The organism is Pantoea sp. ICBG 985, from assembly GCF_002928365.1.
In the GTDB taxonomy this organism is placed as follows: Bacteria; Pseudomonadota; Gammaproteobacteria; order Enterobacterales; family Enterobacteriaceae; genus Pantoea; species Pantoea dispersa.
In genome coordinates, this window is sequence record NZ_POWM01000002.1 from 584,299 (window position 1) to 608,819 (window position 24,521).

At 59.1% G+C, this 24,521-nt stretch carries 23 protein-coding genes; 11 read left to right on the forward strand and 12 right to left on the reverse strand.

Going from position 1 to position 24,521, the window contains the following annotated elements; all coding sequences use genetic code 11:
- Window positions 1-167 precede the first annotated feature (167 nt).
- The 3 genes from prs to lolB form a co-directional block, all read right to left on the reverse strand.
- Complete coding sequence (gene prs / locus C1Y42_RS08735) at window positions 168-1,115, reverse strand: ribose-phosphate diphosphokinase (RefSeq protein ID WP_006118899.1); 948 nt, start codon at window positions 1,113-1,115, stop codon at window positions 168-170.
- 137 nt (window positions 1,116-1,252) lie between these two features.
- Window positions 1,253-2,110, reverse strand: coding sequence for a 4-(cytidine 5'-diphospho)-2-C-methyl-D-erythritol kinase (gene ispE, locus C1Y42_RS08740; RefSeq protein ID WP_104093206.1), 858 nt, complete (start codon window positions 2,108-2,110; stop codon window positions 1,253-1,255).
- Complete coding sequence (lolB, locus tag C1Y42_RS08745; RefSeq protein ID WP_021509937.1) at window positions 2,107-2,733, reverse strand: lipoprotein insertase outer membrane protein LolB; 627 nt, start codon at window positions 2,731-2,733, stop codon at window positions 2,107-2,109. Before lolB ends, ispE begins: the two co-directional genes overlap by 4 nt.
- Before the next feature lie 216 nt (window positions 2,734-2,949).
- Here lolB and hemA point away from each other — a divergent pair, with 216 nt between their 5' ends.
- From hemA to kdsA, 6 genes are read left to right on the forward strand one after another with little or no spacing between them, the layout of a single operon-like run.
- Window positions 2,950-4,206 carry a glutamyl-tRNA reductase gene (hemA, locus tag C1Y42_RS08750; RefSeq protein WP_104093207.1) on the forward strand — a complete coding sequence of 419 codons (1,257 nt, stop codon included), beginning with the start codon at window positions 2,950-2,952 and terminating at the stop codon, window positions 4,204-4,206.
- A 41-nt stretch (window positions 4,207-4,247) separates the two neighbouring features.
- Window positions 4,248-5,330, forward strand: coding sequence for a peptide chain release factor 1 (gene prfA / locus C1Y42_RS08755; RefSeq protein WP_021509940.1), 1,083 nt, complete (start codon window positions 4,248-4,250; stop codon window positions 5,328-5,330).
- Window positions 5,330-6,160, forward strand: coding sequence for a peptide chain release factor N(5)-glutamine methyltransferase (prmC, locus tag C1Y42_RS08760; protein ID WP_104093208.1), 831 nt, complete (start codon window positions 5,330-5,332; stop codon window positions 6,158-6,160). Before prfA ends, prmC begins: the two co-directional genes overlap by 1 nt.
- A 9-nt stretch (window positions 6,161-6,169) precedes the next feature.
- Window positions 6,170-6,568 carry a SirB2 family protein gene (locus C1Y42_RS08765; RefSeq protein WP_021509942.1) on the forward strand — a complete coding sequence of 133 codons (399 nt, stop codon included), beginning with the start codon at window positions 6,170-6,172 and terminating at the stop codon, window positions 6,566-6,568.
- The gene (gene sirB1 / locus C1Y42_RS08770; RefSeq protein WP_021509943.1) at window positions 6,565-7,374 is read left to right on the forward strand and encodes an invasion regulator SirB1; all 810 of its coding nucleotides are present in this window, start codon (window positions 6,565-6,567) and stop codon (window positions 7,372-7,374) included. Before C1Y42_RS08765 ends, sirB1 begins: the two co-directional genes overlap by 4 nt.
- Window positions 7,375-7,401: 27 nt before the next feature.
- A complete protein-coding gene (gene kdsA / locus C1Y42_RS08775; protein WP_021509944.1) occupies window positions 7,402-8,256 on the forward strand; it encodes a 3-deoxy-8-phosphooctulonate synthase in 855 nt (284 codons plus the stop codon).
- A 385-nt stretch (window positions 8,257-8,641) separates the two neighbouring features.
- Here kdsA and chaA read toward each other — a convergent pair whose 3' ends face one another.
- Window positions 8,642-9,733 carry a sodium-potassium/proton antiporter ChaA gene (chaA, locus tag C1Y42_RS08780; RefSeq protein ID WP_021508693.1) on the reverse strand — a complete coding sequence of 364 codons (1,092 nt, stop codon included), beginning with the start codon at window positions 9,731-9,733 and terminating at the stop codon, window positions 8,642-8,644.
- Window positions 9,734-10,102: 369 nt separating this feature from the next.
- Here chaA and chaB point away from each other — a divergent pair, with 369 nt between their 5' ends.
- The gene (chaB, locus tag C1Y42_RS08785) at window positions 10,103-10,333 is read left to right on the forward strand and encodes a putative cation transport regulator ChaB (RefSeq protein ID WP_104093209.1); all 231 of its coding nucleotides are present in this window, start codon (window positions 10,103-10,105) and stop codon (window positions 10,331-10,333) included.
- Between the two features lie 238 nt (window positions 10,334-10,571).
- Window positions 10,572-11,243, forward strand: a complete 672-nt coding sequence (locus C1Y42_RS08790) for a gamma-glutamylcyclotransferase (RefSeq protein ID WP_021508695.1) — start codon at window positions 10,572-10,574, stop codon at window positions 11,241-11,243.
- Between the two features lie 2 nt (window positions 11,244-11,245).
- On the opposite strand, the gene C1Y42_RS08795 is transcribed toward C1Y42_RS08790, so the two are convergent.
- The 8 genes from C1Y42_RS08795 to C1Y42_RS08830 all read right to left on the reverse strand — a co-directional run bounded on the left by C1Y42_RS08795 (window position 11,246) and on the right by C1Y42_RS08830 (window position 20,238).
- A complete protein-coding gene (locus C1Y42_RS08795; protein ID WP_104093210.1) occupies window positions 11,246-12,655 on the reverse strand; it encodes a serine/threonine-protein kinase in 1,410 nt (469 codons plus the stop codon).
- Window positions 12,656-12,721: 66 nt separating this feature from the next.
- Window positions 12,722-13,672 (reverse strand): hypothetical protein, encoded by a 951-nt coding sequence (locus C1Y42_RS08800; RefSeq protein ID WP_104093211.1) that lies wholly within the window; start codon window positions 13,670-13,672, stop codon window positions 12,722-12,724.
- 14 nt (window positions 13,673-13,686) lie between these two features.
- Window positions 13,687-14,463 (reverse strand): PP2C family serine/threonine-protein phosphatase, encoded by a 777-nt coding sequence (locus C1Y42_RS08805; RefSeq protein ID WP_058771213.1) that lies wholly within the window; start codon window positions 14,461-14,463, stop codon window positions 13,687-13,689.
- Window positions 14,460-15,590 (reverse strand): type VI secretion system-associated FHA domain protein TagH, encoded by a 1,131-nt coding sequence (tagH, locus tag C1Y42_RS08810; RefSeq protein ID WP_058757496.1) that lies wholly within the window; start codon window positions 15,588-15,590, stop codon window positions 14,460-14,462. Before tagH ends, C1Y42_RS08805 begins: the two co-directional genes overlap by 4 nt.
- Before the next feature lie 33 nt (window positions 15,591-15,623).
- Window positions 15,624-16,322 carry a type VI secretion system-associated protein TagF gene (tagF, locus tag C1Y42_RS08815; protein WP_058771215.1) on the reverse strand — a complete coding sequence of 233 codons (699 nt, stop codon included), beginning with the start codon at window positions 16,320-16,322 and terminating at the stop codon, window positions 15,624-15,626.
- 13 nt (window positions 16,323-16,335) lie between these two features.
- Window positions 16,336-18,450 (reverse strand): type VI secretion system membrane subunit TssM, encoded by a 2,115-nt coding sequence (gene tssM / locus C1Y42_RS08820; protein WP_104093212.1) that lies wholly within the window; start codon window positions 18,448-18,450, stop codon window positions 16,336-16,338.
- Window positions 18,450-19,661: a type IVB secretion system protein IcmH/DotU gene (icmH, locus tag C1Y42_RS08825; RefSeq protein WP_058774571.1), complete on the reverse strand. Its 1,212-nt coding sequence runs from the start codon at window positions 19,659-19,661 to the stop codon at window positions 18,450-18,452. Before icmH ends, tssM begins: the two co-directional genes overlap by 1 nt.
- A gap of 85 nt (window positions 19,662-19,746) precedes the next feature.
- The gene (locus C1Y42_RS08830; protein ID WP_021509952.1) at window positions 19,747-20,238 is read right to left on the reverse strand and encodes a hypothetical protein; all 492 of its coding nucleotides are present in this window, start codon (window positions 20,236-20,238) and stop codon (window positions 19,747-19,749) included.
- A gap of 641 nt (window positions 20,239-20,879) precedes the next feature.
- Here C1Y42_RS08830 and flhB point away from each other — a divergent pair.
- From flhB to C1Y42_RS08845, 3 genes are read left to right on the forward strand one after another with little or no spacing between them, the layout of a single operon-like run.
- On the forward strand, window positions 20,880-22,031 hold the full coding sequence (gene flhB / locus C1Y42_RS08835; RefSeq protein WP_021509953.1) for a flagellar biosynthesis protein FlhB: 1,152 nt from the start codon (window positions 20,880-20,882) through the stop codon (window positions 22,029-22,031).
- Window positions 22,024-24,111 carry a flagellar biosynthesis protein FlhA gene (flhA, locus tag C1Y42_RS08840; protein WP_021509954.1) on the forward strand — a complete coding sequence of 696 codons (2,088 nt, stop codon included), beginning with the start codon at window positions 22,024-22,026 and terminating at the stop codon, window positions 24,109-24,111. The genes flhB and flhA overlap by 8 nt, the downstream gene beginning before the upstream one ends.
- A complete protein-coding gene (locus tag C1Y42_RS08845; RefSeq protein ID WP_104093213.1) occupies window positions 24,111-24,518 on the forward strand; it encodes a flagellar protein FlhE in 408 nt (135 codons plus the stop codon). Before flhA ends, C1Y42_RS08845 begins: the two co-directional genes overlap by 1 nt.
- Window positions 24,519-24,521 lie beyond the last annotated feature (3 nt).

A 24,521-nucleotide genomic window follows, 5' to 3' on the forward strand; every position in this document is an offset into this window, starting at 1 on the left:
AAAGCCCGGATGCGCTTGTCTGATAAAAAGAGTGGAAGGCGGGGAGATTGGCGGATTTTGAGGCCATTTATCGCGCAAATAGTGGCGGCGGAAGCGGCTTTATCGGGATGTTACTCCGCGCACAGGCAATAAAAAACCGGGCAGGGCGCCCGGTTTTTCGCGAACAATTAATGTTCGAACATCGCCGAAATCGATTCTTCGTTGCTGATACGACGAATGGCTTCGGCCAGCATGCCAGACAGCGTCAGCGTACGCACGTTTGGCAGTGACTTCATCTCTTCCGACAGCGGAATAGTGTCGCAAACAATCACCTGATCAATCACTGATTTGCGCAGATTTTCCACCGCGTTGCCAGAGAAGATTGGGTGGGTGGCGTAAGCGAACACGCGTTTCGCGCCGCGCTCTTTCAGTGCTTCAGCCGCTTTGCACAGCGTACCGCCGGTGTCGATCATATCGTCGACCAGTACGCAGTCACGACCGGCAACGTCACCGATGATGTGCATCACCTGCGACACGTTCGCACGCGGGCGACGTTTGTCGATGATGGCCATGTCGGTGTCGTTGAGCAGTTTGGCGATAGCGCGAGCGCGCACTACGCCACCGATGTCCGGCGAAACCACAATCGGGTTTTCCAGACCAATCTGCAGCATATCTTCCAGCAGAATCGGGCTACCGAACACGTTATCCACCGGGACATCAAAGAAGCCCTGGATCTGTTCAGCGTGCAGGTCAACCGTCAGTACACGGTCCACGCCGACGCTGGAGAGGAAATCAGCCACAACTTTGGCGGTAATTGGCACGCGGGCAGAACGCACGCGGCGGTCCTGACGGGCATAGCCAAAGTAAGGGATTACAGCAGTAATACGACCAGCAGAAGCCCGACGCAGTGCGTCGACCATCACAACCAGCTCCATCAAGTTATCATTGGTGGGGGCACAGGTGGACTGGATGATGAAAATATCACCACCGCGTACATTTTCATTAATCTGTACACTTACTTCGCCATCGCTGAAACGGCCGACAGCGGCGTCTCCGAGGCTGGTGTAAAGGCGGTTGGCAATACGTTGTGCTAGTTCCGGGGTGGCGTTACCAGCAAATAGCTTCATATCAGGCACGAGAAGAACCTCAGGCTTGGCGTCCAGAGAATGAACCGCTCAAAAATAACCGGCGAATACATTTGAGCCTGTTCATACGGGTGTGTTAATGCGTCACGTGCAGTGTCTGGAACAGGGTGACACTGTCACGTTTACGCTTAGAGCCCGGAAAGGGTACGCTGTAACGGCGAGAGATTAAGCCCACGCGCCACAAATCCGCACATCCATTTCGGGGCAAGCTCCAGCACCTGACGAGCAGCGGACTCGGTGTCAAATTCAGCAAACACACAAGCGCCGGTCCCTGTCAGGCGCGACGGCGCGTATTCTAGCAGCCAGGAAAGCAGCGCATCAACCTCACGAAAACGTTTTCTTGCTACCGCTTCACAATCATTGTGAAAAGGACGCTGCAACAGTTCATCTAATGTGCGTATTGGTGAATCGCGCGTCAGTTCAGGATCGCGAAACAGATCCGGGGTGGCGATGCTGACGCCAGGATGCGCCACCAGATACCATTTTTCCGCCGGAAACGCAGGCTGCAATTGCTCGCCGACCCCTTCGGCAAACGCCGCGTGGCCGCGCACGAATACCGGTACATCGGCACCGAGACGCACGCCAAGCGTAGCCAGCTCATCCACGCTGAGCTGGGTGCGCCACAGATGGTTCAGCGCCACCAGCACCGTCGCCGCATCAGACGAACCACCGCCCAGACCACCGCCCATCGGCAGGCGCTTCTGCAGCGCGATCCGGGCACCGGCCTGCGGCGGCAGCGTGCCTTTGTCCGCCGCTGCAGCGCGCAGCGCCAGCGCCGCCCGCACGATCAGGTTGTCTTCATCGGCCACGCCGTCGAGCGGCGTCAGCAGGGTGATACTGCCGCTGTTATCCGGGATAATCTCCAGCGTGTCGCCAACATCGAGAAACTGAAACAGCGTCTGCAATTTGTGGTAGCCGTCTGCACGACGGCCGGTAATGTAGAGAAACAGGTTGAGCTTTGCCGGCGCGGGCCAGGTGGTGATCATTGTGTGGTCCAGCTATCCATGCGCAGTTTGATGCGCTGACCGCCTTCGGTCAGTTCGAGGTTGGCCGGCAGCGGCGGGTTCACCTTGCTGTCGTAATCGCTGATATTCACCTTCCACTGCTGGCCGTTGCGGCTGTAGGTCAGGCTTTGCAGCTGATAATTGTTGTTCAGCTGGTAGTCGCTGGCGTCGCCTGGCAGCCCCATCATCCACTGACGCAGGTTCGCCAGCGGAATATCCATGCCGGTGAGCTGGGAAATCATCTTCTCCGCGTCGTTGCTGACGTAGCGTTTGCCTTTGTTATCGACAATCTGCACCACCGAACCCTGCGCGTCGAGCTGCAGTTCCGTGCTGCCGAGCGGGTTAGTCAGCAGCAGACGGTAACGGTCTGCAGCAGTTTGCTGCCAGTTGAAGCGGGCATAAACCTTCTGCTTATCTGACAGATAGGCAAAAGCGCCGCGCGTCTGGTACTGGGTGATTTTCGCTACCGCCTGCTGGTGTTGCTGCCACTGCGGTGATGTCGTGCTGGGACCGGGACCTTGCTGGGGTTTGTTGATGCTACAGGCAGCCAGCAACACGCTGGCAAGGGGCAAAAGGCGCAACAGCTGGCGCGGGGGCAAATGCATCACGTGGTCGTCTCCTCAGACACGTTTTTACGTCGTAACCGGTAACGCTAACCATCCGTCTCTGTGCCGTCAATGGCGATGTCAGGATAATTGCGCACGATCAGTTTAATCTTATTACAGTCATAGGCTTTGTATGGCTTTTCTTGATCTGTTGCATCTTGTAGAATGCGCAGCACAAAACCTGACAATTATTGGGACTTCCCAACCCGAATCACCATGACGCTGCTTGCTCTCGGAATCAACCACAAAACCGCACCTGTTGCGCTGCGCGAACGTGTTTCGTTCACGCCAGACACGCTGGACCAGGCGCTGAACAGCTTGCTGTCTCAGCCGATGGTGCAGAGCGGGGTGGTGCTTTCTACCTGTAACCGGACGGAACTCTACCTCAGCGTAGAGCAGCAGACCGATCTGCAGGAGCAACTGGTGCGCTGGTTGTGCGAGTATCACGATTTACGTGAAGAGGACGTGCGCAACAGCCTGTACTGGCATCAGGACAACGCGGCGGTCAGCCACCTGATGCGCGTGGCCAGCGGGCTCGACTCGCTGGTGCTGGGCGAGCCACAGATTCTCGGTCAGGTCAAAAAAGCCCATGCTGACTCCTCGCGCGACCATGCGCTGAGCAGCGAGCTGGAACGCATGTTCCAGAAAACCTTCTCGGTGGCCAAGCGCGTGCGCACCGAAACCGAAATCGGCGCCAGCGCGGTGTCGGTCGCCTTTGCTGCCTGCTCCTTAGCCCGTCAGATTTTCGAATCACTCAGCAGCGTTAACGTGCTGCTGGTCGGTGCCGGTGAAACCATCGAACTGGTGGCGCGTCACCTGCGCGAACACAGCGTGCGCAAACTGATGATCGCCAACCGCACGCGCGAACGCGCACAGCTGCTGGCGGACGAAGTCGGCGCCGAAGTGATTGGCCTTGCCGATATCGAAACCCGCCTGGCCGATGCCGATATCATTATCTCCTCCACCGCCAGTCCGCTGCCGATTATCGGCAAAGGCATGGTGGAACGGGCGCTGAAGGCGCGCCGCAATCAGCCTATGCTGCTGGTCGATATCGCCGTGCCGCGCGATGTTGAGCCGGAAGTGGGCAAGCTGGCTAACGCCTACCTGTACAGCGTGGATGATCTGCAGGCGATCATCGAGCAGAACATGGCGCAGCGCAAAGCGGCGGCGGTGCAGGCGGAAAGCATTGTGGTGCAGGAGAGCGGTGAATTCATGGCCTGGCTGCGCGCGCAAAGCGCCGGTGAGACCATCCGCGAATACCGCGCGCAGGCCGACGACGTCCGTGCCGAGCTGCAGGATCGCGCGCTGGCGGCGTTGCGTCAGGGTGCTGATGCCGAAAAAGTCTTGCAGGAGCTGGCACACAAGCTCACCAATCGTTTAATTCATGCACCAACCAAATCACTGCAGCAGGCCGCGCGCGACGGCGACAGCGAACGCCTGCAGATCTTACGTGGCAGCCTCGGTTTAGAGTAATCTGGTCTGTCACGACCTATCACTGGGATACCCTCTATTAGATGAAGAGCTCGATTGTTGCCAAGCTGGAAGCGCTGCAGGAACGCCATGAAGAAGTTGAAGCGTTACTGGGTGATGCCGGCGTAATTGGCGATCAGGACCGTTTCCGCGCGTTATCACGTGAATATGCCCAGCTGAGCGACGTCACCCGTTGTTTCCGCGAATGGCAGCAGGTGCAGGAAGATGTCGAAACGGCTGAAATGCTGCTCGACGATGCGGAAATGCGCGACATGGCGCAGGAAGAGTTGAAACTATCGCGCGAAAAGCGCGAGGTGCTGGAACAGCAGCTTCAGGTGCTGCTGCTGCCGAAAGATCCCGACGATGAACGTCCGTGCTTTATCGAAGTGCGCGCCGGCACCGGCGGCGACGAAGCGGCGATTTTCGCCGGCGATCTGTTCCGCATGTACAGCCGCTATGCCGAAGCGCGCCGCTGGCAGGTGGAGATCATGAGCGCCAACGATGGCGAGCATGGCGGCTACAAAGAAGTCATTGCGCGTATCACCGGTGACGGAGCTTACGGTCGCATGAAGTTTGAATCCGGCGGTCATCGCGTGCAGCGCGTGCCGGAAACCGAATCGCAGGGGCGCATTCACACTTCCGCCTGTACCGTGGCGGTGATGCCGGAGCTGCCGGAAGCCGAGCTGCCGGACATCAATCCGGGCGATCTGAAAATCGACACTTTCCGCTCTTCCGGCGCGGGCGGTCAGCACGTTAACACCACCGATTCGGCGATCCGTATCACCCACCTGCCAACCGGCATCGTGGTGGAGTGCCAGGATGAGCGCTCGCAGCACAAAAACAAAGCCAAAGCGCTGGCGGTGCTGGGCGCACGTATTCACGCGGCGGAAATGGCGAAGCGCCAGGCGGCGGAAGCCTCAACGCGGCGTAACCTGCTGGGCAGCGGCGACCGTTCCGACCGAATCCGTACCTATAACTTCCCGCAGGGGCGTGTGACCGATCACCGCATTAACCTGACGCTCTACCGCCTCGACGAAACCATGGAAGGCAAGCTGGATACGCTGATCGAGCCGATTGTGCAGGAGTATCAGGCTGACCAGCTGGCCGCACTGGCCGGGCAGGAGTGATGAACGTCCGGCGCTGGCTGCAGCAGGCGCAGGCTGCGTTGTGCGGAGGCGATAGCCCGAAGCGCGACGCGGAGATTCTGCTGGGTTTTGTCACCGGCAAGTCGCGCAGCTGGCTGATAGCGTTTGACGACAGCCCGCTCGATGATGCGCAACTGGCACAGCTGGAGACGTTACTGGCACGCCGCGTGCGCGGTGAGCCGATTGCGCATCTGGTGGGCGAACGCGAGTTCTGGTCGCTGCCGCTGCGCGTCAGTGATGCTACGCTGATTCCGCGTCCGGATACTGAAGTGCTGGTGGAGCAGGCGCTGCTGCGGCTGCCCGCGACGCCCTCCGCGGTGCTCGATCTCGGTACCGGCACCGGCGCCATTGCGCTGGCGCTGGCCAGCGAGCGGCCCGATTGTCAGATTACCGGCTGCGACCGCATTGCCGCCGCGGTTGCGCTGGCGCAGGACAACGCCCAGCGCCTGCACCTCACCAACGCCGGATTTGTGCTCAGCCACTGGTTCGACGATCTGCCCGCCCAACGTTTCGATCTGATTGTCAGCAATCCGCCTTACATTGATGCCGCCGATGAACATCTGCAGCAGGGCGACGTGCGTTTTGAGCCGCTCAGCGCGCTGGTGGCGGAGGAGGCCGGGCTGGCCGATTTACGATTAATCATTGAACGCGCGCCGCACTGGTTGCAGCCGCAGGGTTGGCTGCTGCTGGAACACGGCTGGCAGCAGAGCGAGGCTGTACGCGCGCTGTTAACCCGTAATGGCTTTCAGGCGGTCACCACCGTTGAGGATTACGGCGGCAATCCGCGCGTCACGCTTGGACAACTTACTTAAGGAAGCACTATGGCCAGCTGGTATCCGCTGATTAAAAATTTCCATCTGCTGACAGTCGCGATCACCATCACACTGTTTCTGCTGCGTTTTTACTGGCTGACCACCGGATCTGCCCTGCTGCAGCGCCGCTGGGTGCGCATTGCGCCGCACGTCAACGATACATTCCTGCTGCTCAGCGGTGCACTGCTGGTGCTGATTACCCACTTTTATCCGTTTACCCCACAAGGAAGCTGGCTGACGGAGAAGCTGTTAGCGGTTATCATCTACATCGCCTTAGGTTCCGTGGCATTGAGTCGTCGCCCGCGCAGCATGGCGACCCGCTGGGTCGCCTGTTTAGTCGCCGTGGTCGCATTGTTGCTGGTGATTAAACTGGCGATGACCAAAATGCCGTTATTGGGGATAGTATGACCTCGCCAGTGCAACTTGATTACAGTGAAACACCGTTAAGTGAAGCGGTGATCGGCGCGACCTGCGCCATACGCAATGATTTTTCCGCGCCTTCCGTCCAGCAGCAGCTGGCTGACCTGGTTGAAGAGGCGCGGCGCTATGTCAGTAGCGAGCAGGATGCGGATCTGCAGCTGGAGAAGCTGCTCGATCTGTTTTACCAGCAGTGGGGCTTTGGCGGTGCCAGCGGCGTCTACAATCTGTCAGACGCGCTGTGGATCGATAAAGTGCTGAAGAGCCGGCAGGGAACGGCGGTGTCGCTCGGCGTGATTCTGCTGCACATTGCGGATGAGCTAGAGCTGCCGCTGATGCCGGTGATTTTCCCGACGCAGCTTATTCTGCGTGCCGACTGGCTCGACGGTGAAATGTGGCTGATCAATCCGTTTAACGGTGAAACGCTCGACACCCATACGCTGGAAGTGTGGCTGAAGGGCAACATCAGCCCGACGGCAAAGCTCTATTCTGACGATCTCGACGAAGCGAAAACCGTCAGCGTGATGCGCAAAATGCTCGACACGCTGAAAGCGGCGCTGATGGATGAGAAGCAGATGGAGCTGGCGCTCAACGTCAGCCAGGTGCTGCTGCAAATCGACCCGGACGATCCCTATGAGATTCGCGACCGCGGTTTGATTTACGCCCAGCTGGAGTGCGAGCATATCGCACTGACCGATTTGACCTATTTCGTTGAACAGTGTCCTGAAGACCCGGTTAGCGAGATGATTAAAGTGCAGATCCACGCAATTGAACAGAAACAGGTGACGCTGCACTAAGCGTCCCCCGACATTTAAGGAAAGGGCATGACACAGAAAGTAGTGAGTATCGGCGATATCAAGGTCGCAAACGATCTGCCATTTGTTCTCTTCGGCGGCATGAACGTGCTGGAATCCCAGGATCTCGCCATGCGCATCTGCGAACATTACGTGAAGGTAACCGACAAGCTCGGCATTCCGTATGTGTTCAAAGCCTCTTTTGACAAAGCCAACCGCTCATCCATCAAGTCTTACCGTGGTCCTGGCCTCGATGAAGGCATGAAAATTTTCCAGGCGCTGAAGCAGGCGTTCGGCGTGAAAATTATCACTGACGTGCACGAAAGCTGGCAGGCGCAGCCGGTCGCCGACGTGGTGGATGTGATTCAGCTGCCGGCCTTCCTGGCGCGTCAGACCGATCTGGTGGAAGCGATGGCGAAAACCGGTGCCGTGATCAACGTGAAGAAGCCGCAGTTCGTCAGCCCGGGCCAGATGGGCAATATCGTCGATAAGTTTGCCGAAGGCGGCAACGACAAGGTGATTCTGTGCGATCGTGGCAGCAACTTCGGGTATGACAACCTGGTGGTTGATATGCTCGGTTTCAACGTAATGAAGAAAGTCACTAACAACAGCCCGGTGATTTTTGACGTCACCCATGCACTGCAGACGCGCGATCCGTTTGGCGCGGCCTCTGGCGGTCGTCGTGCGCAGGTTGCCGAACTGGCGCGTGCGGGCATGGCGGTAGGCATCGCCGGTCTGTTCATCGAAGCGCACCCGGAGCCGAATAGCGCCAAATGCGACGGCCCGTCCGCGCTGCCGCTCGATAAGCTGGAACCGTTCCTGGCGCAGATGAAAGCGATTGACGATCTGGTTAAAAGTTTTCCGGAGCTGGATACCAGTAACTGATTGTTATCAATCAGCAAGATGACGTTGCAATCATCCCCGTCATTGAGCCGTTAGGATACCTCTATCCAGGTGCGCATAAATGCGCACCCTACATTGTACGGTCGCCGTTCATGACGACCGATTCACCTGATGCACATGAATGCGCGCCCAGCGTTGTTGGGTCGCCATTTATGGCGACCGTTTCACCTGATGCACATGAATGCGCACCCTACATTGTACGGTCGCCGTTCATGACGACCGATTCACCTGATGCACATGAATGCGCGCCCAGCGTTGTTGGGTCGCCATTTATGGCGACCGTTTCACCTGATGCACATGAATGCGCACCCTGCGCTGTAGGGTCGCCATTTATGGCGACCGTATCACCCGTATACCCACTTCAACATCACAGCATAATCGTCAGCAGATAACCGGCAAACAGGGCCAGATGCGCTGCGCCGTTGAGCACGTTGGTGCGGCCAGTGGAGAACGAGATGTGGCACAGAATCAGCACCGCGCTCATCACCACCATATGCGGCGGCTCAAGGCCGAAAATCAATTGCTGACCGGTCAGGGTGGCAATAATGGTCACCGTCGGCACCGTCAATGAAATGGTGGCCAGCACCGAACCGAAAAACAGGTTCATCGCGCGCTGCACCTGATTCATCAGCACCGCCTTGATTGCGCCCAGACCTTCCGGCGACAGAATCAGCAGCGCGACGAGGAAGCCGGTGAACTGCTCCGGTGCGTTCATCTCGGTGAGCAGCATTTCCAGCGAGTTGGCGTTCATCTTTGTCACGCTGATCACCGCAATCAGATGCACAATCAGCCACGCGGTGTGCCACAGCGAGCTGTGCGCGGAAGGCTTACCGTGATGCGGGTCGCCATCATCGCTCTCGTCTTCATGCTCGTAAACAAACAGGCTCTGGTGGGTTTTGGTCTGAATCAGCAGGAACACGCCGTACATCGCCGCAGAGATCGCCGCAATGATCAGCGCCTGCGCGGTAGTGAAATTGCCGCCGGGCAGGGCATTGGGAAACACCAGCACCAGAATCGCCAGCGGGAAAATGGCGATCATGTACTGCTTCACGCCGGCCAGGTTAACGTACTGGGTGGCAAATTTACGCCCGCCAAGCAGCAGGGCACAGCCCACCAGTCCGGCGGTAACGATCATGATGATGGAGTAGAGCGTATCGCGCATCAGCGCGGGCGCTGCATCGCCGGTCGCCATCAGCGCCGAAATCAGGCTCACTTCCAGAATGACCACTGACAGGCTGAGGATCAGCGAGCCGTAGGGTTCACCTAACCGGTGCGCCAGAACGTCGGCGTGACGTACTACGCTGAAGGCGCTGCTTAAAATCGCTACCAGCGCCAGCAGATTGATGCCGATTACCGGCAGAAGCGCTGTCTGGCCGCCAAAAAAGCTCAGCACCGCCAGCGCCAGAATCGGGAAAATCAGCGAATACTCGCTGTGTCGGGTCTTCTCATGTCCAGCCATGCGCCATCCTCTTCGGCAAAAAGAACAAAAACAGGCAATTGCTGCCTGATAAATATAGTGACTCATCTGACGAAGCGCAGTGTAACTTTTCACCACTGCTCACGCAGATTTTTTACGCGTTTTTACTTTTTGTCATTTTTCTCTGAATGAAGCAAAATTCGCGTTAATCAGCGAATTAACCCTTTTAATCAGCAGGTTAATAGTGCGTGTTTCTCATCTATCCTGCGTGAAGGGAGGAAGAAAAGAACTGAATCATCTGGCCTTATTCCCACTATCAGCCTTATTTGCTGGCAGAACTATGAAATAGCAGGTTTGCGTTTTTGCCGTTCTCTTCCAGACTTATACAGGGAACCTGAAACAGGAGGAACTATGCCTTATTCATCGAACCGGGAACTGCCGGACAACGTGCGCCACGTGCTGCCGGGCCATGCGCAAACCATCTACCAAAAGGCGTTTAACAGCGCCTGGGATCAGTATAAAGATAAAGACGATCGTCGCGGTGATGAATCGCGTGAGCAGGTGGCACACAAAGTCGCATGGGCGGCGGTCAAAAAAGAGTACGCCAAAGGCGAGGACGACAAGTGGCATCCTAAACACTAGCTCCCGCGCGGGCCACTGCGGCCCGCTTCACACTTCTCCGCGCTTCGTTCAAGAATCCTGCCAGGCAGCCGATGCTATTTACAGATAATTTCCCCTTTGTGATCGGGGTCAATCTTGAAACGTTTATGGCAAATGCATTACTGTCTTGTCTTAAGTCGACGCCGCGTGCGCCGCCTGTAAAATCGCAGATTCAGGGAGCCATAACGACAGGAAGGTCAGCGCAGTAGAGGAGATCGCAGTGTTAACCCGGGAATTCTTACTAAAAGCGGATTGCAAAACTTCATTTGGTGATATTGACGAAGCGCTGCTGTGGAGCTGTGAGAAACGCGCCGCGTCGCTCTGCGCCACGCTTGCCTGTCGTCCCGATCAAAGCCCGGTGTGGATCTTCGGCTACGGTTCCCTGATGTGGAACCCGGTCTTTGAAGCGGAAGAGGTGGCGACCGGACGGCTTGAGGGCTGGCATCGTGCTTTTTGCCTGCGGCTGACCGCCGGACGCGGCACCGTTGCCGCACCGGGACGGATGCTGGCGCTGAAAGAGGGCGGTTCTACCAGTGGTCTGGCGTTTCGCCTGCCGGAAGCGCGCCTGCATGAAGAACTTGAGCTGCTGTGGAAACGGGAAATGATCACCGGCTGCTATCTGCCCACCTGGTGTGAACTGACGCTGGAGGATGGCCGCACGGTTACGGCGCTGGTGTTTATCATGGATCCGCGTCATCCGCTGTATGAAGCCGACTCCTGCCGCAGCACCATTGCTCCACTGATCGCTCAGGCCAGCGGTCCGCTCGGCAGCAACGCGCAGTATCTGTTCTCGCTGGAACAGGAGCTGGGCAAACGCGGCATGCAGGAAGAGGCGTTAACGCGCCTTGCGGCCGAAGTGCGCGCGCTGCAGCAGAGCGCCGCGCGCGGCTAACCTCAATTACCCGGATTAATCAGCCAGGTACCCGGCTGGTTAATCGTCAGCATCTGGCTGCGCACCTGGCTGCCGTGATGCACTTCAATACGATAGCTGCCTGCCGCCAGATTCAGCGAGGCGAAACCGCTGCTGGCGGGTTTCACATCCTTCGCTTCACCGTTCAGCACGATATTTTCCCCTGCCTGCAACTGCAGATAAACCGTCGCCATGGTTGGTGCGCTGCTGGCGGGCGCGCTGCCCGCTGATGGGGTCGCCGCCGGGGCGCTGCTGGCCGCCACCGGCGGTGCGTCACTCGGGCGATTGGCTTTCCACACTACGACCATCACGGCAAGCAACGCCACGGCAGCCGCGGCGAGCAGGGCAGGCGACAAACGGCGCACATTGCGTGGTGTCACCGGTTCAATCGCGGCGGCAGCATGATTAACCGCCATTACCTGCGGTTCCGGCACGGCCGCTACCGGCTCGGGCGCGGACTGGCTCTCCACCGGGAAGGTCGTCACCAGCGCTTCGACATCGCTCACCGGCAGATCGATCAGCCGGGCAAAAGCATCAATACTCTGTGGCCGGTCTTCCGGCTTCATCGCCAGCGCGCAGTCGATCGCGTGCAGCAGCGGCAGCGAATACCCCTCAGGCTTGCGCTCCACCAGCGGCTGGTAGTTATCTTCAATGCAGCGCACCACGCTGACCGGCGGCGCGTGGCCGGTGATCAGCGTATGCAGCACCGCGCCCAGCGCGTAAATATCGGTCCAGGGTCCCTGTTCGACTTCTCCCTCTTCGCTGTACTGCTCAATTGGCGCGAAGCCCGGCTTGAGCATGATCTCGGTTTCATCCGACAGGTTGCCAATCTCTTTGCGCGCCGAGCCAAAGTCGAGCAGCACCGGCAGCTGGTTTTCCTGAATCTGAATGTTATCGAGCGAAATATCACGATGCAGGTAACCGGCGGTGTGAATGGTGTTGATGGCACCAAACAGCGGCGGTAACAGACGGCGAATCCACGCTTCGTCAATGCTGTCCGGGCTGGTGAGCTGCCACTCTTTCAGCGTCATGCCGCTGTAGTAGAGCGTGCCCATGTAAGCCGTGCCGTTCTCTTCCCAGAAGCGCAGGACGTGCAGCAGACCGGGATGATTGAAGCGCGCCAGCAGCCGTGCCTCCTGAATAAAGCTGTTGCGTCCGGCATTAAACAGTTTCTGGAAGCGCTCGCCGCGCAGTTCCAGCGCCAGATCCGCACCGCGTACCGCCAGTGACACCGGCATGTACTCTTTGATGGCGATGGTGCGTTCCAGCTGATGATCCCAGGCGCGATAGACAATGCCAAAGCCGCCGCCGCCGATCACTTCCTTGATTTCAAACTCGTTAAACCGGTAGCCCGCAGGCAGGGCATTGGGGGTATGATTTTCGTTTGCCGACATAGTGAGCTCTCTGAACACGTCCTGTAGCGCCCCGTCACGCCGGTGACGGCGGGCAACAACCGCTAATTAATTAATGTTACGCCAGGCACCAATTGCCGGATCGGCCAGATCGGCGTGCAGGGTGTCGATCAGTAACACAGTCACTTTTTGCTGTGGCATAAACTGCGGCGACCAGATGCCGCGTAAGCTATCAACCCGCGATTTCACCGCTTCGCTATCCGTGCCGGTGTTTTTATCCATTTTAATCAGCAGCGTGCCGCTGAAACGCCAGACGTGCTGCTGAGCATCAAACGGCAGCACCAGCCAGCTATCGCTGGCATCGGGCCGCGTGACAATCATGCGCTGTTTGTTCACCGCTACCACCTCCAGCGGCGTGCGGGTCAGCGTAAGATTGGCGATGGGATAACCCTGCAGGAAGGTTACCGTCTGGCTGCGCGTTTTGCCGTCACTCAGCAGCGTCATCGCCGCCGGACCTTCCAGCCAGCCCTCGGTTGAGCAATGCTGCTGCGGGTTCTCAGGGATAAACAGCGAACCGCCGTTTTCATCCCACCAGGTGCGGAAATGGCAGCCGCCGGGCAGGGCGAAGTGCTGCAGCGGCGTGCTGTCGGCCGGACGCGATAAATCCAGCGGCGCCGCGGTATTGGCGCTGGCGCTGGCGGTCGCGTCGTTGAGGATGATCGGCCGCCAGTTCTGCAGTTTTGCCGCGCTGCCGTTAGCCAGCACGCTGCCCTCTTTGCTGGTCATCTGCCAGGGGATCTCATCCAGCAGGCCGCACTGGTTCGCCAGCAGCGTACCGACGCGCGGCAGGAAGCTGGTAAGAATGCTGGTGTCTTTGCTTTTACCGGACACGATGCGCAGCGGCAGCGTCTCTTTACACCAGTCGTCGGGCGCATTACTGGCAACGTTATCGATATAGACTTCCAGCGACAGGCTGGGCGAGTAGACCACCCGGTAATCTTCCGCCTGCGCATTCAGGGCCAGTAACAGGGCGGCAACGCCCGGCAACCACAGTTTCATAATGATCCTTGCAATCAATAACGTGACGGCAGAAAACGTGCCGCATCAGCCTGGGAATAAAGCAGCGTCGCGTCCTGCGGTTCGCCAATCCAGATTGCCAGAGCGCTGAGATTGTCGCTTTTAACACTGCGGTTTACGGCCTGTTCCATCAATGCCAGCCACTCTTCGCAGGCGTTCACCATGCGCAGTGCCTGTTCCATTTCGTCGGTGGTGAGGTTGAGCCAGAAGCCGTCGGTACAGACCAGAAATGCGTCACCATCGGTCAGCTCAATCACCTCGCTGAAGGTGGCCGGTCGGGCCGGCTCAATACCCAGCGCATTATAAAGTAAATTACTGTTAATGCCGGTATTTTCATAGCCGGCTTCGCGCAGCTGCTGCGCCAGACTGTGGTCACGCGTCACCTGATGCAGCACCCCGTGGCGGAAGTGATAAACCCGGCTATCACCGGCATGCGCCCACCATGCGCGCTGCGTTGTGCGGTCAATAAACAGGGCGGCAAGGGTGGTGCTCATGCGCGAAAAATTCGGATTGTTCCCCTGGGCGCTGACCAGCGTTTGCTGACACTTTTCTATCGCCGCGCGCGTACTCTCCGGCGTGAACGTGTCGCTTTGCTGCAGCTGCGTCAGCAGGGTATCGCGCACCAGCTGGGCCGCATAATCGCCGCCGGGCAGACCGGCCACGCCGTCGCACACCAGAAAACAGGCTTTCTGTTCATCGACTTCGGCACCGGTGCGATCCTGGTTTTCGTCACGCATACCCTGCTGGCAGCGGCTGGCAAACTTCATCTTCATGCGTCTTCGGTCCGCGTCTGGGAATCTTTGTACTGATTCACTTCCATGTCGTAGGCATGCAGAAAGGCTTCACCAAACAGGGTGTGGAAGTCATCTTCAATCTCGCCCGCGGTGCGCTGATAGTGACGGAGAAAATAGTCCCACAGCGCCGCTTTGCGTCCGCCGCTGAACGGCATCTTAGGCAGCACGCCGTCTTTGCGCGCTTCCTCTTCCAGACGCTGCGGATTAAACGACTGCAGCATCGCGGCAATGATGGCGCGAATGCCGGCAATCATCCCCAGCTGATGCGCCTGTAAATCCACCAGCGCATCGCGCACCGCCGCTTCCGGCGGCATAAAGCCAGGCATCTGGCTCTGGTACATCTGCATCAGCACGGTTTTGCCGGAGGGCAGAATTTTAAACGGGTTGTTGGCTTCGTTAAGGATCATCGTCATGTCGGCTTTCACGCCGCGCTTGAGGATGGAGCGCGAAGAGAGCAGGGCAACCGTACCCTGCGAAAACAGGCTGAGCATGCGGCCGGTGACGCGCATCTGCTCTTCGGTGATCGGCGTCTGGTGACCATTATTCAGGCCCATACCTTCCAGTAGCGCGGCGATCAGTTTGTCCTGATCGGCGTCTGCCAGCACGGCTGGCATCACGGGCGCATCGCTTTGCGGATCGATCGCCAGGCGCGCGTCCGGGCGGCGTTCGTGACGCGGACTGTCGCTCTGCGGCAGGACTTCCGGTTCCGGCACGTTTTCGTCCTGCTGCATACCCAGCGGATCGGCGGCGCTGTCAGCAAAAAACGCCAGCGGATCATCCTGCGGTGCGTTCTGACACGCCGGGTCGCGCACTTCCAGGCCATATTCGCCAATCTGCAGCGTATCGCCGTGGCGCAGCCGCACCTGCGAGCCGCGTTGTAGCGCCACGCCGTTCAGCACCACCGAAGTGACGCTGCCCTGGTTGGTCAGGCGGCACTCGCCGTCTGGCGACAGGTGCACCAGCGCCTGCAGGCGCGAGATAGCGCGCGATTCGTCGGGCAGCACCAGGTCGTTATCCTGGCTGCGGCCGATAGTCCCGCCAGGCGGGCTAAACGCGACGGTTTTGGCGGGCACATCCGTATTGCACTGCACAATGGTAAATTGCATGAGTCATCCCGTTAACAAGGCAAGCGCACTGGCCTACTCAAACATCGGTGGATAGAGGCCATTACGTCCCGGCTGGGCACCCGCCGCCGGGTTAAACAATAACGAAAAAAGTTGCGCGGTGAGCGGGCCACTGTGTTTATGCGTGGCGTGGGCAAAGCCGTCACTGCGATTACTCCACCAGTAGCTAATGTGCTGTTGGGGATCAAAACGGTCGGCCACTTCACGCCAGCTCAGGGTGCAGGGCAAATCGTCAAAACCAATCACATCCATGATGTCGCTGCGCTGCTTATCCGGCAGCAGCAGCGGAGCCAGCTGCTGAATCTGCGTCTCAAGCGCGTCCGGGCTGTGGCGATCGCGCACCGCCTGCCACAGCAGCGCGCCAAGTTCCTGATACCAGTCGCCGGAGATCGCCAGCTGTGAAGCATGCCACGCGCTGAGCGGAATGCTGTGCAGCGCCAGCAGCGGCCACGCACGGCCGACGCGATCGCACGAGGGCAGCAGACAGCCCAGCTGCACCTGCTGGCGCAGCGGCGATAGCGGCAGGACAAAATTCCATACCGGCGCGCGTAAAAACTGTTGCGTGCTAGCCTCTTCCTGCTGATGCCAGTGGATTAAGCCTTGTTGAAACCAGTGGCTCCACGGCGTCACCGTGGCTTCACTGAGCCGCTGGCGCAGAAAATCACCGGTGGCCGGTAATTTGCCATACCAGCCCGGCGCGGTGTAACTCGCCATGGTTACCTCACCATTACTCACTGTGTCCGGTCAATCGCTGCGATACGGTGTGTGGCGCAACCGCCAGCATACGGCCATTCTGACCGGCATTTTTCAGATTTTCCGCAAGCTTACGCATCATCAGCGCATTGTCGCGCGCATAAGGCGAAGACTGAATCTGCTGATCGAGCAGCTGGCTCAGGTGCCAGTCAAGCTGCTGCAGATCGCGCGCGCTGACGTTGTCCGGCAGCGTGCGCTGCAGATTTTGCATCAGCCAGCCGCGCAGAAATTCGCCGTCGTAGTTACGCGGCTGATACAGCATCTGATAAGCGCGCAGCGCATTGCGGCTGTAGTCATTGTCGGTGCCGGGATCGTCACGCAGCAGGTTGGTAATTTGCTGGGCCACGCGCGGCAGCAGTAAAGACTTAAGCGCATTTTGATAAAGCACCCATGCGGCATCGCTCACCTGGTTACCTCGATACAGTCCAGCGCGCATGGTAAGCGGTGGATTGTCGAGAGAAAAATGCGCCGACAGCGGCAGTTTCACCAGGTTATTTAAGAAGGGTAGCAGATCAAAAATATTATCGGCTGGCTGATGAATAACCTGCTGACTTTGCGTGGTAATCGGCCCGATACGCGCCGCGACCTGATCGAGATAACGCTGATTCTGCACGTAGCTGGTGAGCCACAAACCGGACAGCAGTACCAGCGCGCCGGTGAGCGCGCCGTAACCGATCCAGTGCAGCAGCCGGTTACGATACTCCCAGTGACGGTTGCTGCCGGCGAGGCCGCTTTCGCGGAACACCAGGTCGCTTAACAGGTCGCGAATAAAGAAGCTCTGGCCTTTGGTACCCGGAATCGGATTGCTGCGGTTAACGCTGTCCCACGCGGCAAGGCTCGACTCGCCGGTGTGTGGCAGCTGTAGCTTACGGTTGAGTTCGCCCATGATGCGGTCAAACGGCAGACCTTCCTGGGTACCGCTGGTGAAGAACAGGCCGCGCGCCGACCAGGCAATCTCATCCTGATGGCGGGAAAACACCACGTCGAGATATTCGTTGAGTGACGGACGCAGCGAACTGAACTCTTGCGGGAACAGGAAGCTGTCGGCGCGCTGGGTGAGATCGCGCTCGCCGGCCATCACGTCGGCCAGCTGCTGCTGCAGACGCTGCTCCAGCTGCTGAAAGCGCTCGCTAAAGCTGCGGTGCCAGTCATCTTTATGCGGCTTGCCCGGTTCCCACGGGAAGGTGAAGCCCCAGATGGCATCGCGCTGCGGTTTACTCAGGTTGCCGTAAAAGCTCATAAACCCTTTCAGCAGGTCGGTTTTGGTGACCATCACATACACCGGGAAGTGAATGCCGGTTTGCTGATGCAGCTCGACCATGCGGCTGCGCAGCGCGCTGGCCTGGGCGTGACGTGCCTCGGCGGAGTCGGTCAGCAGGTCGGCCACGCTGATGGTCATGATCACGCCGTTGATCGGCTGGCGCGTGCGGTAGCGCTTAAGCAGTTTTATGAAGTTGTGCCACTCGGCGCCGTCGCGCGCGCGCTGGCTCTCCTGCAGTGCGTAACGGCCCGCGGTGTCGATTAAGACTGCGCTGTCGGTGAACCACCAGTCGCAGTGACGCGTGCCGCCAACGCCGCGTACCGCCTCTTTGCCGAGGCTGTCGGTTAACGGAAACTCCAGACCGGCGTTCAGCAGCGCGGTGGTTTTACCGGCACCGGGCGCGCCGATCATCACATACCACGGCAGCTGATACAGATAGTGACTCTGAAAACGCGCCAGCCAGCTTTTCTGATGCCGGCGACCAAACTGGGTACGTTTCAGCCGCAGCGCCGCTTCGCTGAAGCGCTGGGTCAGCAGCGTCTCGGTCGCCTGGCGATCGGACGCTTCTTCGTGGCTCATCTCCTGCAGGCGATTGAGCAGCTTGCTGTTAAACCAGCCGCGCCAGATGGCGGGAATAAACTGGAACAGCACCCAGCAGAAATAGAGCAGGCCGACCGCCAGCTGGCGCGGGAATACCGGCTCCAGTGGACGAGTATCGCCCCAGCTCCACAGCGGACCGAGCATCCACAGCACGCAGCTCAGTGCCGTGACGCCAATCAGGCCCCACAGCAGGCGATGGGTTAACAGATGTTGGAGTGATGCGCGCATCACTGGCCTCCCTGATGATTGCCGAGGGTTTCCGGTGCCGCAAACAGGGTGATCTCCACCCGGCGATTGCGGGCGCGGTTTTCATTGCTGTCATTGGGTAAGAGCGGATTGCTGTCGCCGCGGCCTTCGGCTTTAACGCTGTGACCGTCCGCCAGCTGCGTATTCAGCAGTTGCGTAACGGCACGGGCACGGGCGAAGGAGAATTCATAGCTGGAGGCGAAACGGCCATCCACCGGACGATTATCGGTGTAGACCGATACCAGCACCGTGCCTTTTACCGTCTTCATCGCGCTGGCCACGTGCGCCAGCAGCGCGCGGCCAACCTGGTTCACTACGGTACCGTCCGGCGCAAACAGCTTGTCCGCAGGAATGATCACTTTACTGCCAAAGGCACCGTCGCTCACTTCCAGCTGGCCTGCGGCAATCACGTCGTTAAGACGCTGATGCAGATCGAGCAGCGCCTGCGGTGAGGTGGGGCGGCGCCCCGGCATGATTTGCGGCAGCGGGGTTTGATAGATGGCGCGCAGCAGCGGTTCGGCTGCATTGCCCAGTCGCCAGTTGAGCCCGCTGTAGATCAGACAGGCAATCAGCGTAGCCAGCGTGACGCAGGCCCACAGTGGCACCATTGGTCGCGTCAGGGTGCTGACCAGCGGATGCACTTCCACCAGCGGCGCGCGCGGTGGTGGTGCCGGGCGGGTTTCAGCAATCAGCTGCGCCAGCCGTTTACGGATGCCTTCACACTGTGCGCGTCCGCTGTCGCTGCCGCGATAGCGCCCTTCGTAGCCCAGCAGCAGGCAGTAGTGAATCACTTCCAGCAGCCATAAATGCTGCTGCGGGCTTTGCGACACGCGCGACAGCAGCTGGAACACTTTTTCGCCGCCCCAGCTTTCGTTATGAAAGGTCACCAGCATGCCATTGCCGGACCAGACGCCGCGCGTGCCCCAGGGGGTTTGCGCCGCCGCTTCGTCCAGCACGCTACACAGGCAGTAGCGTGCGCCGATGATCATCTCAAACGGTAAACCCGCCTGTTTACAGCGTTGCTCGAACTGGCGGATCTCTTCAATCAGCAGCTGACGCAGTCCAGCGGGATCGTCGTGCGTCGCCGCCTGCCGTATACGCACGACGGCATTCAGAATTGGGGCTGCGGCATTCAGCAAAAGGTTATCGTTGCCCGCAACAATGCCATCGCGGGCAAGGGAGTCCTGAGTCATTAAATCTCGATTATCCTGGCAATAACGGAACGGTTAGCCCGCAAAGCAGCGGTGTGCTGCGGGCAATATGCGCCGGATTGCATCATCAGTCTAAGATCCAGGTCGCGGTATCATTGGTGCGGCATGCTTTACTGGCGCCGCCCACGGCCACGCAGACCTGTTTAGTACGACGGGGACGCGGCCGGTCGCTGCGCAGCGTGGCATCATAGCGGCTGCTCTCCACGCCAGCTTTGGGGGGCACGTAGCCAATCAGCTGACCGCTGGGTTCTTCTGCAATCGCCAGCCAGTTGTGCTCGACGCGACCCAGCACCTCAAAGGTTTGGGCGTTATCCAGATAACGCACCACTTTGCCGCCGTAATCCGGCAGGGTCATCACAGAGGCGGCATACAGCGCGCGAAAGCTCTCATTCACCGGGGTAAATTCACCGGGTGCTGCCACTGCATGACGATGAACCAGTTTTACGCCGTTCACTTCGCTGGTGACCAGGGTGTCATCCGTCACGGGCGGTGGAGGCGCTTTACATCCCGCCAGCGTTAAAGCCGCCAGCAGCGTTAGCAAGAGACTCTTATTCACCATGATCCTCAAATTTTCATCAGTATCGCTGCAGAGTTGTATCCGGCACGCACTCAGCGGGCGGGCAGATTATGCAGCGAGAAGGCCACTAAAAAACAGTCAAATTACAGAAAGATAGTGCTGACTTAAGTCTACCTAAGACTTTTGAGAATTCAAACCATTGCACCGCGGCAAATCCCGTGCTACCGGGCGAAAAAACGCCTTAACGGCACGCCGCGATCGTTCTGGCTGGGACGATAGATAAGCTGCATTAATTTATTTGCGTAAGCAAGCGCGGCTGGTGTGCGGCGCGACATTTGCCCCCTGATGGTGCTAAGGGGAATTGGTAAATAAGATTTATCTATTTTTTCAGATAAAAAAAGATTGCGCGGCGAAACAATTTTATGATTTTCGGAATTTCCGGGCGCAGCCGCGTCATTAACCCAGCCAGTCCGGCACGGCTTTTGCTTGGCTGCGCCACTTAACCCGTATTGCGCAGCAAAGGTCGCGTAACCGTTCGCTGGTGATTGGCCCGCACCAGGTTAGCGCAGGTCCTGATTTCACTTATGGCTAAATAAACCCATCTTTTTCTCGCTTAATCCGCGCTTTAGACCCGAAGGGTTTTGGCATCCTATGCTCAGAATTCCTGCCAGCTGAGGTATGTCGTGGCTGAAGAGAGCAACGAGGACAAAACAGAATCGCCCACCCCCCACCGACTTGAGAAAGCACGGCAGGAGGGGCAGATTCCGCGTTCGCGCGAGCTGACTTCGGTACTGATGCTGCTGGCCGGGCTGCTGATCATCTGGCTGGGCGGCCACAATATGGCGCAACGGCTGGCCAGCATGGTGGCCACCGGCTTCCGCTTTGACCACGGCATGGTCAACGACGATAAAATTATCGTCTCGCACATCGGCAACCTGGTGATGCAGGCGGTGATCGCGCTGCTGCCGCTGATGGCCGGGCTGGTGATCGTTGCCATCGCCGCGCCGATGATTCTGGGCGGAATCAACATCAGCGGAAAATCTATCAAATTCGATTTTAAAAAGCTCAACCCGTTACCGGGCATCGCGCGCATGTTCTCCGGCCAGACGTGGGCGGAACTGGTGAAGGCAATTCTCAAAGCGGTACTGGTGGCGCTGGTGGCTGGCTGGTATCTGTGGAGTCACTGGCAGGAGATGCTGCGTCTGATGAGCGAATCGCCGGTGAATGCGCTGCAGCATGGCCTGTCGATGACCGCCATCAGTTGTGCGCTGGTGATGCTGGGACTGATCCCGATGGTTGGCTTTGACGTGTTCTGGCAGCTCTACAGCTACTTCAAAAAGCTGCGCATGACGCGCCAGGAAATTCGCGATGAACACAAGCAGAACGAAGGCGACCCGCACGTTAAAGGGCGTATCCGCCAGGCGATGCGTGCCGCTGCCCGCCGCCGCATGATGGCCGACGTGCCGAAGGCGGACGTCATCGTGACTAACCCGACGCACTACTCGGTGGCGCTGCAGTATCAGGAAGGCAAGATGAGTGCGCCGAAAGTGATTGCCAAAGGCGCCGGTGACATTGCTCTGCGCATTCGGGAAATCGCAAAAGAGCACCGCGTACCGATTCTGGAAGCGCCGCCGCTGGCGCGTGCGCTCTATCGTCATACGGAAATTGGCCAGTTTATTCCCGGCGCGCTCTATGCCGCCGTGGCAGAAGTGCTGGCGTGGGTCTGGCAGCTGCGACGCTGGAAGCGCGAAGGCGGCCTGATTCCAAACAAACCAAAACATCTGCCGGTCCCGGCAGAGATGGACTTTGCAGGAGAGAACACCAACCATGGCTAATCTGGCCGAAAAGCTGCGTTTACCGGGCAATTTTAAAGACACGCAATGGCAGGTGCTGGCTGGTCCGGTGCTGATCATGCTGATCCTGTCGATGATGGTATTGCCGCTGCCGGCGTTCATCCTTGACCTGCTGTTTACCTTCAACATTGCGCTGTCCATCATGGTGCTGCTGGTGGCGATGTTCACCCAGCGCACGCTGGAATTCGCTGCCTTCCCGACCATTTTGCTGTTCTCAACGCTGCTGCGTCTGGCGCTGAACGTCGCCTCAACGCGTATCATCCTGCTGGAAGGGCATACGGGTGCTGATGCCGCCGGGCGTGTGGTTGAAGCCTTTGGTCACTTCCTCGTGGGCGGTAATTTCGCCATTGGTATCGTGGTGTTCATCATCCTCGTAATCATCAACTTCATGGTCATCACCAAAGGTGCCGGACGTATCGCCGAAGTGGGCGCGCGTTTCGTGCTGGATGGTATGCCCGGCAAGCAGATGGCGATCGATGCCGATTTGAACGCTGGCCTGATTGGTGAAGACGAAGCCAAACGCCGGCGCACCGAGGTGACCCAGGAAGCGGACTTCTACGGCTCGATGGACGGTGCCAGTAAGTTTGTGCGCGGCGACGCCATCGCCGGCATCCTGATCATGGTGATCAACGTGATCGGCGGCCTGCTGGTGGGCGTGGTGCAGCACGGTATGGATCTCGGCCACGCCGGGGAAACCTATACGCTGCTGACCATCGGTGACGGCCTGGTGGCGCAGATCCCGGCGCTGGTGATCTCTACCGCTGCCGGTGTCATCGTTACCCGCGTCAGTACCGATCAGGACGTCGGCGAACAGATGGTGGGCCAGCTGTTTAACAATCCACGCGTGCTGATGCTGAGCGCCGGCGTGATTGGCCTGCTGGGCCTGGTGCCCGGCATGCCGAACTTTGTGTTCCTGCTGTTCACCGCGGCGCTGCTCGGCCTGGCCTGGTGGCTGCGCGGCCGCGAAATGCAGCCGAAGAAGCAAAGTGAAGCCTCCAGCGTGGTGAAAACGCAGGAGACGCCGGCCACGGTCGAAGCCTCATGGACCGACGTCCAGCTGGAAGATTCGCTCGGCATGGAAGTGGGCTATCGCCTGATTCCGATGGTCGATCATCTGCAAAACGGCGAGCTGCTCGGGCGTATCCGCAGTATCCGTAAAAAGGTGGCGCAGGAGGTCGGCTTCCTGCCGCCGGTGGTGCACATTCGTGACAACATGGAGCTGCCGCCGGCGCGCTATCGCATCCTGATGAAGGGCGTGGAGATTGGCAGCGGCGATGCTTATCCGGGACGCTGGATGGCGATCAACCCGGGCACGGCGGCGGGCACGCTGCCGGGTGAAGCGACAGTTGACCCGGCGTTTGGCCTCGCGGCCATCTGGATCGACAGCGCGCTGAAAGAGCAGGCACAGATTCAGGGCTACACCGTGGTGGAAGCCAGTACCGTGGTGGCGACCCACCTTAATCACCTGATCGGCCAGTACGCCAGCGAGCTGTTTGGGCGTCAGGAAGCGCAGCAGCTGCTGGACCGCGTCACCCAGGAGATGCCAAAGCTGACGGAAGATCTGGTGCCGGGCGTGATCACCCTGACCACGCTGCACAAAGTGCTGCAAAATCTGCTGACCGAGCGCGTTTCGATCCGCGACATGCGCACCATTATCGAAACGCTGGCCGAACATGCGCCGGTGCAGAACGATCCGCAGGAACTGACCAGCGTGGTACGCGTCGCGCTGGGCCGTGCGATTACCCAGCAGTGGTTCCCGGGCAACGGCGAAGTGCAGGTGATTGGACTGGATGCCACACTGGAGCGTCTGCTGCTGCAGGCGCTGCAGGGCGGTGGCGGTCTGGAACCGGGTCTTGCCGATCGACTGCTGATGCAGGCGCAGGCCGCGCTGCAGCAGCAGGAGATGACCGGTGCGCCGCCGGTGCTGCTGGTTAACCATCCGCTGCGGGCGCTGCTGGCGCGCTTCCTGCGCCGCAACCTGCCGCAGCTGGTGGTGCTGTCCAATATGGAGCTGACCGATAACCGGCAGATCCGCATGACTGCTACCATAGGCGGCAAATAATGCGCGGCGTGACGCTCTCATGGCTGCTGGCGGCGCTGCTGGCGCTGCCGCTAACGGGCAAAGCCGCCAGCGGTGCGTGGCAGGCCAGCGCCAGCGGCCCAAGCCTTGGCGTGCGCGGCAACTGGCTGCTGTCGCCGGCGCTTAAAGCGCCCTCGGCGGCTGCAGGGACTATTTCGCTGGTGAACTGGCGCTACACGCTGAGCCGCCCTGCACCATCAGGGCTGGTGGTGCGGCTGTGCGCCAGCCAGCGCTGCGTGGAGCTGGACGGCGCCAGCGGCAGCACACGCGGGCTCGCCAACGTGGCAGCCGATGAAACGCTGCATCTGGCTTTCGGATTTCAGGGGCAGGGCGCGTTGCCGCCCGGCCTGCGGGTGGTGAGCAGTGAAGTGATGGTCAATTACCAATAGCAA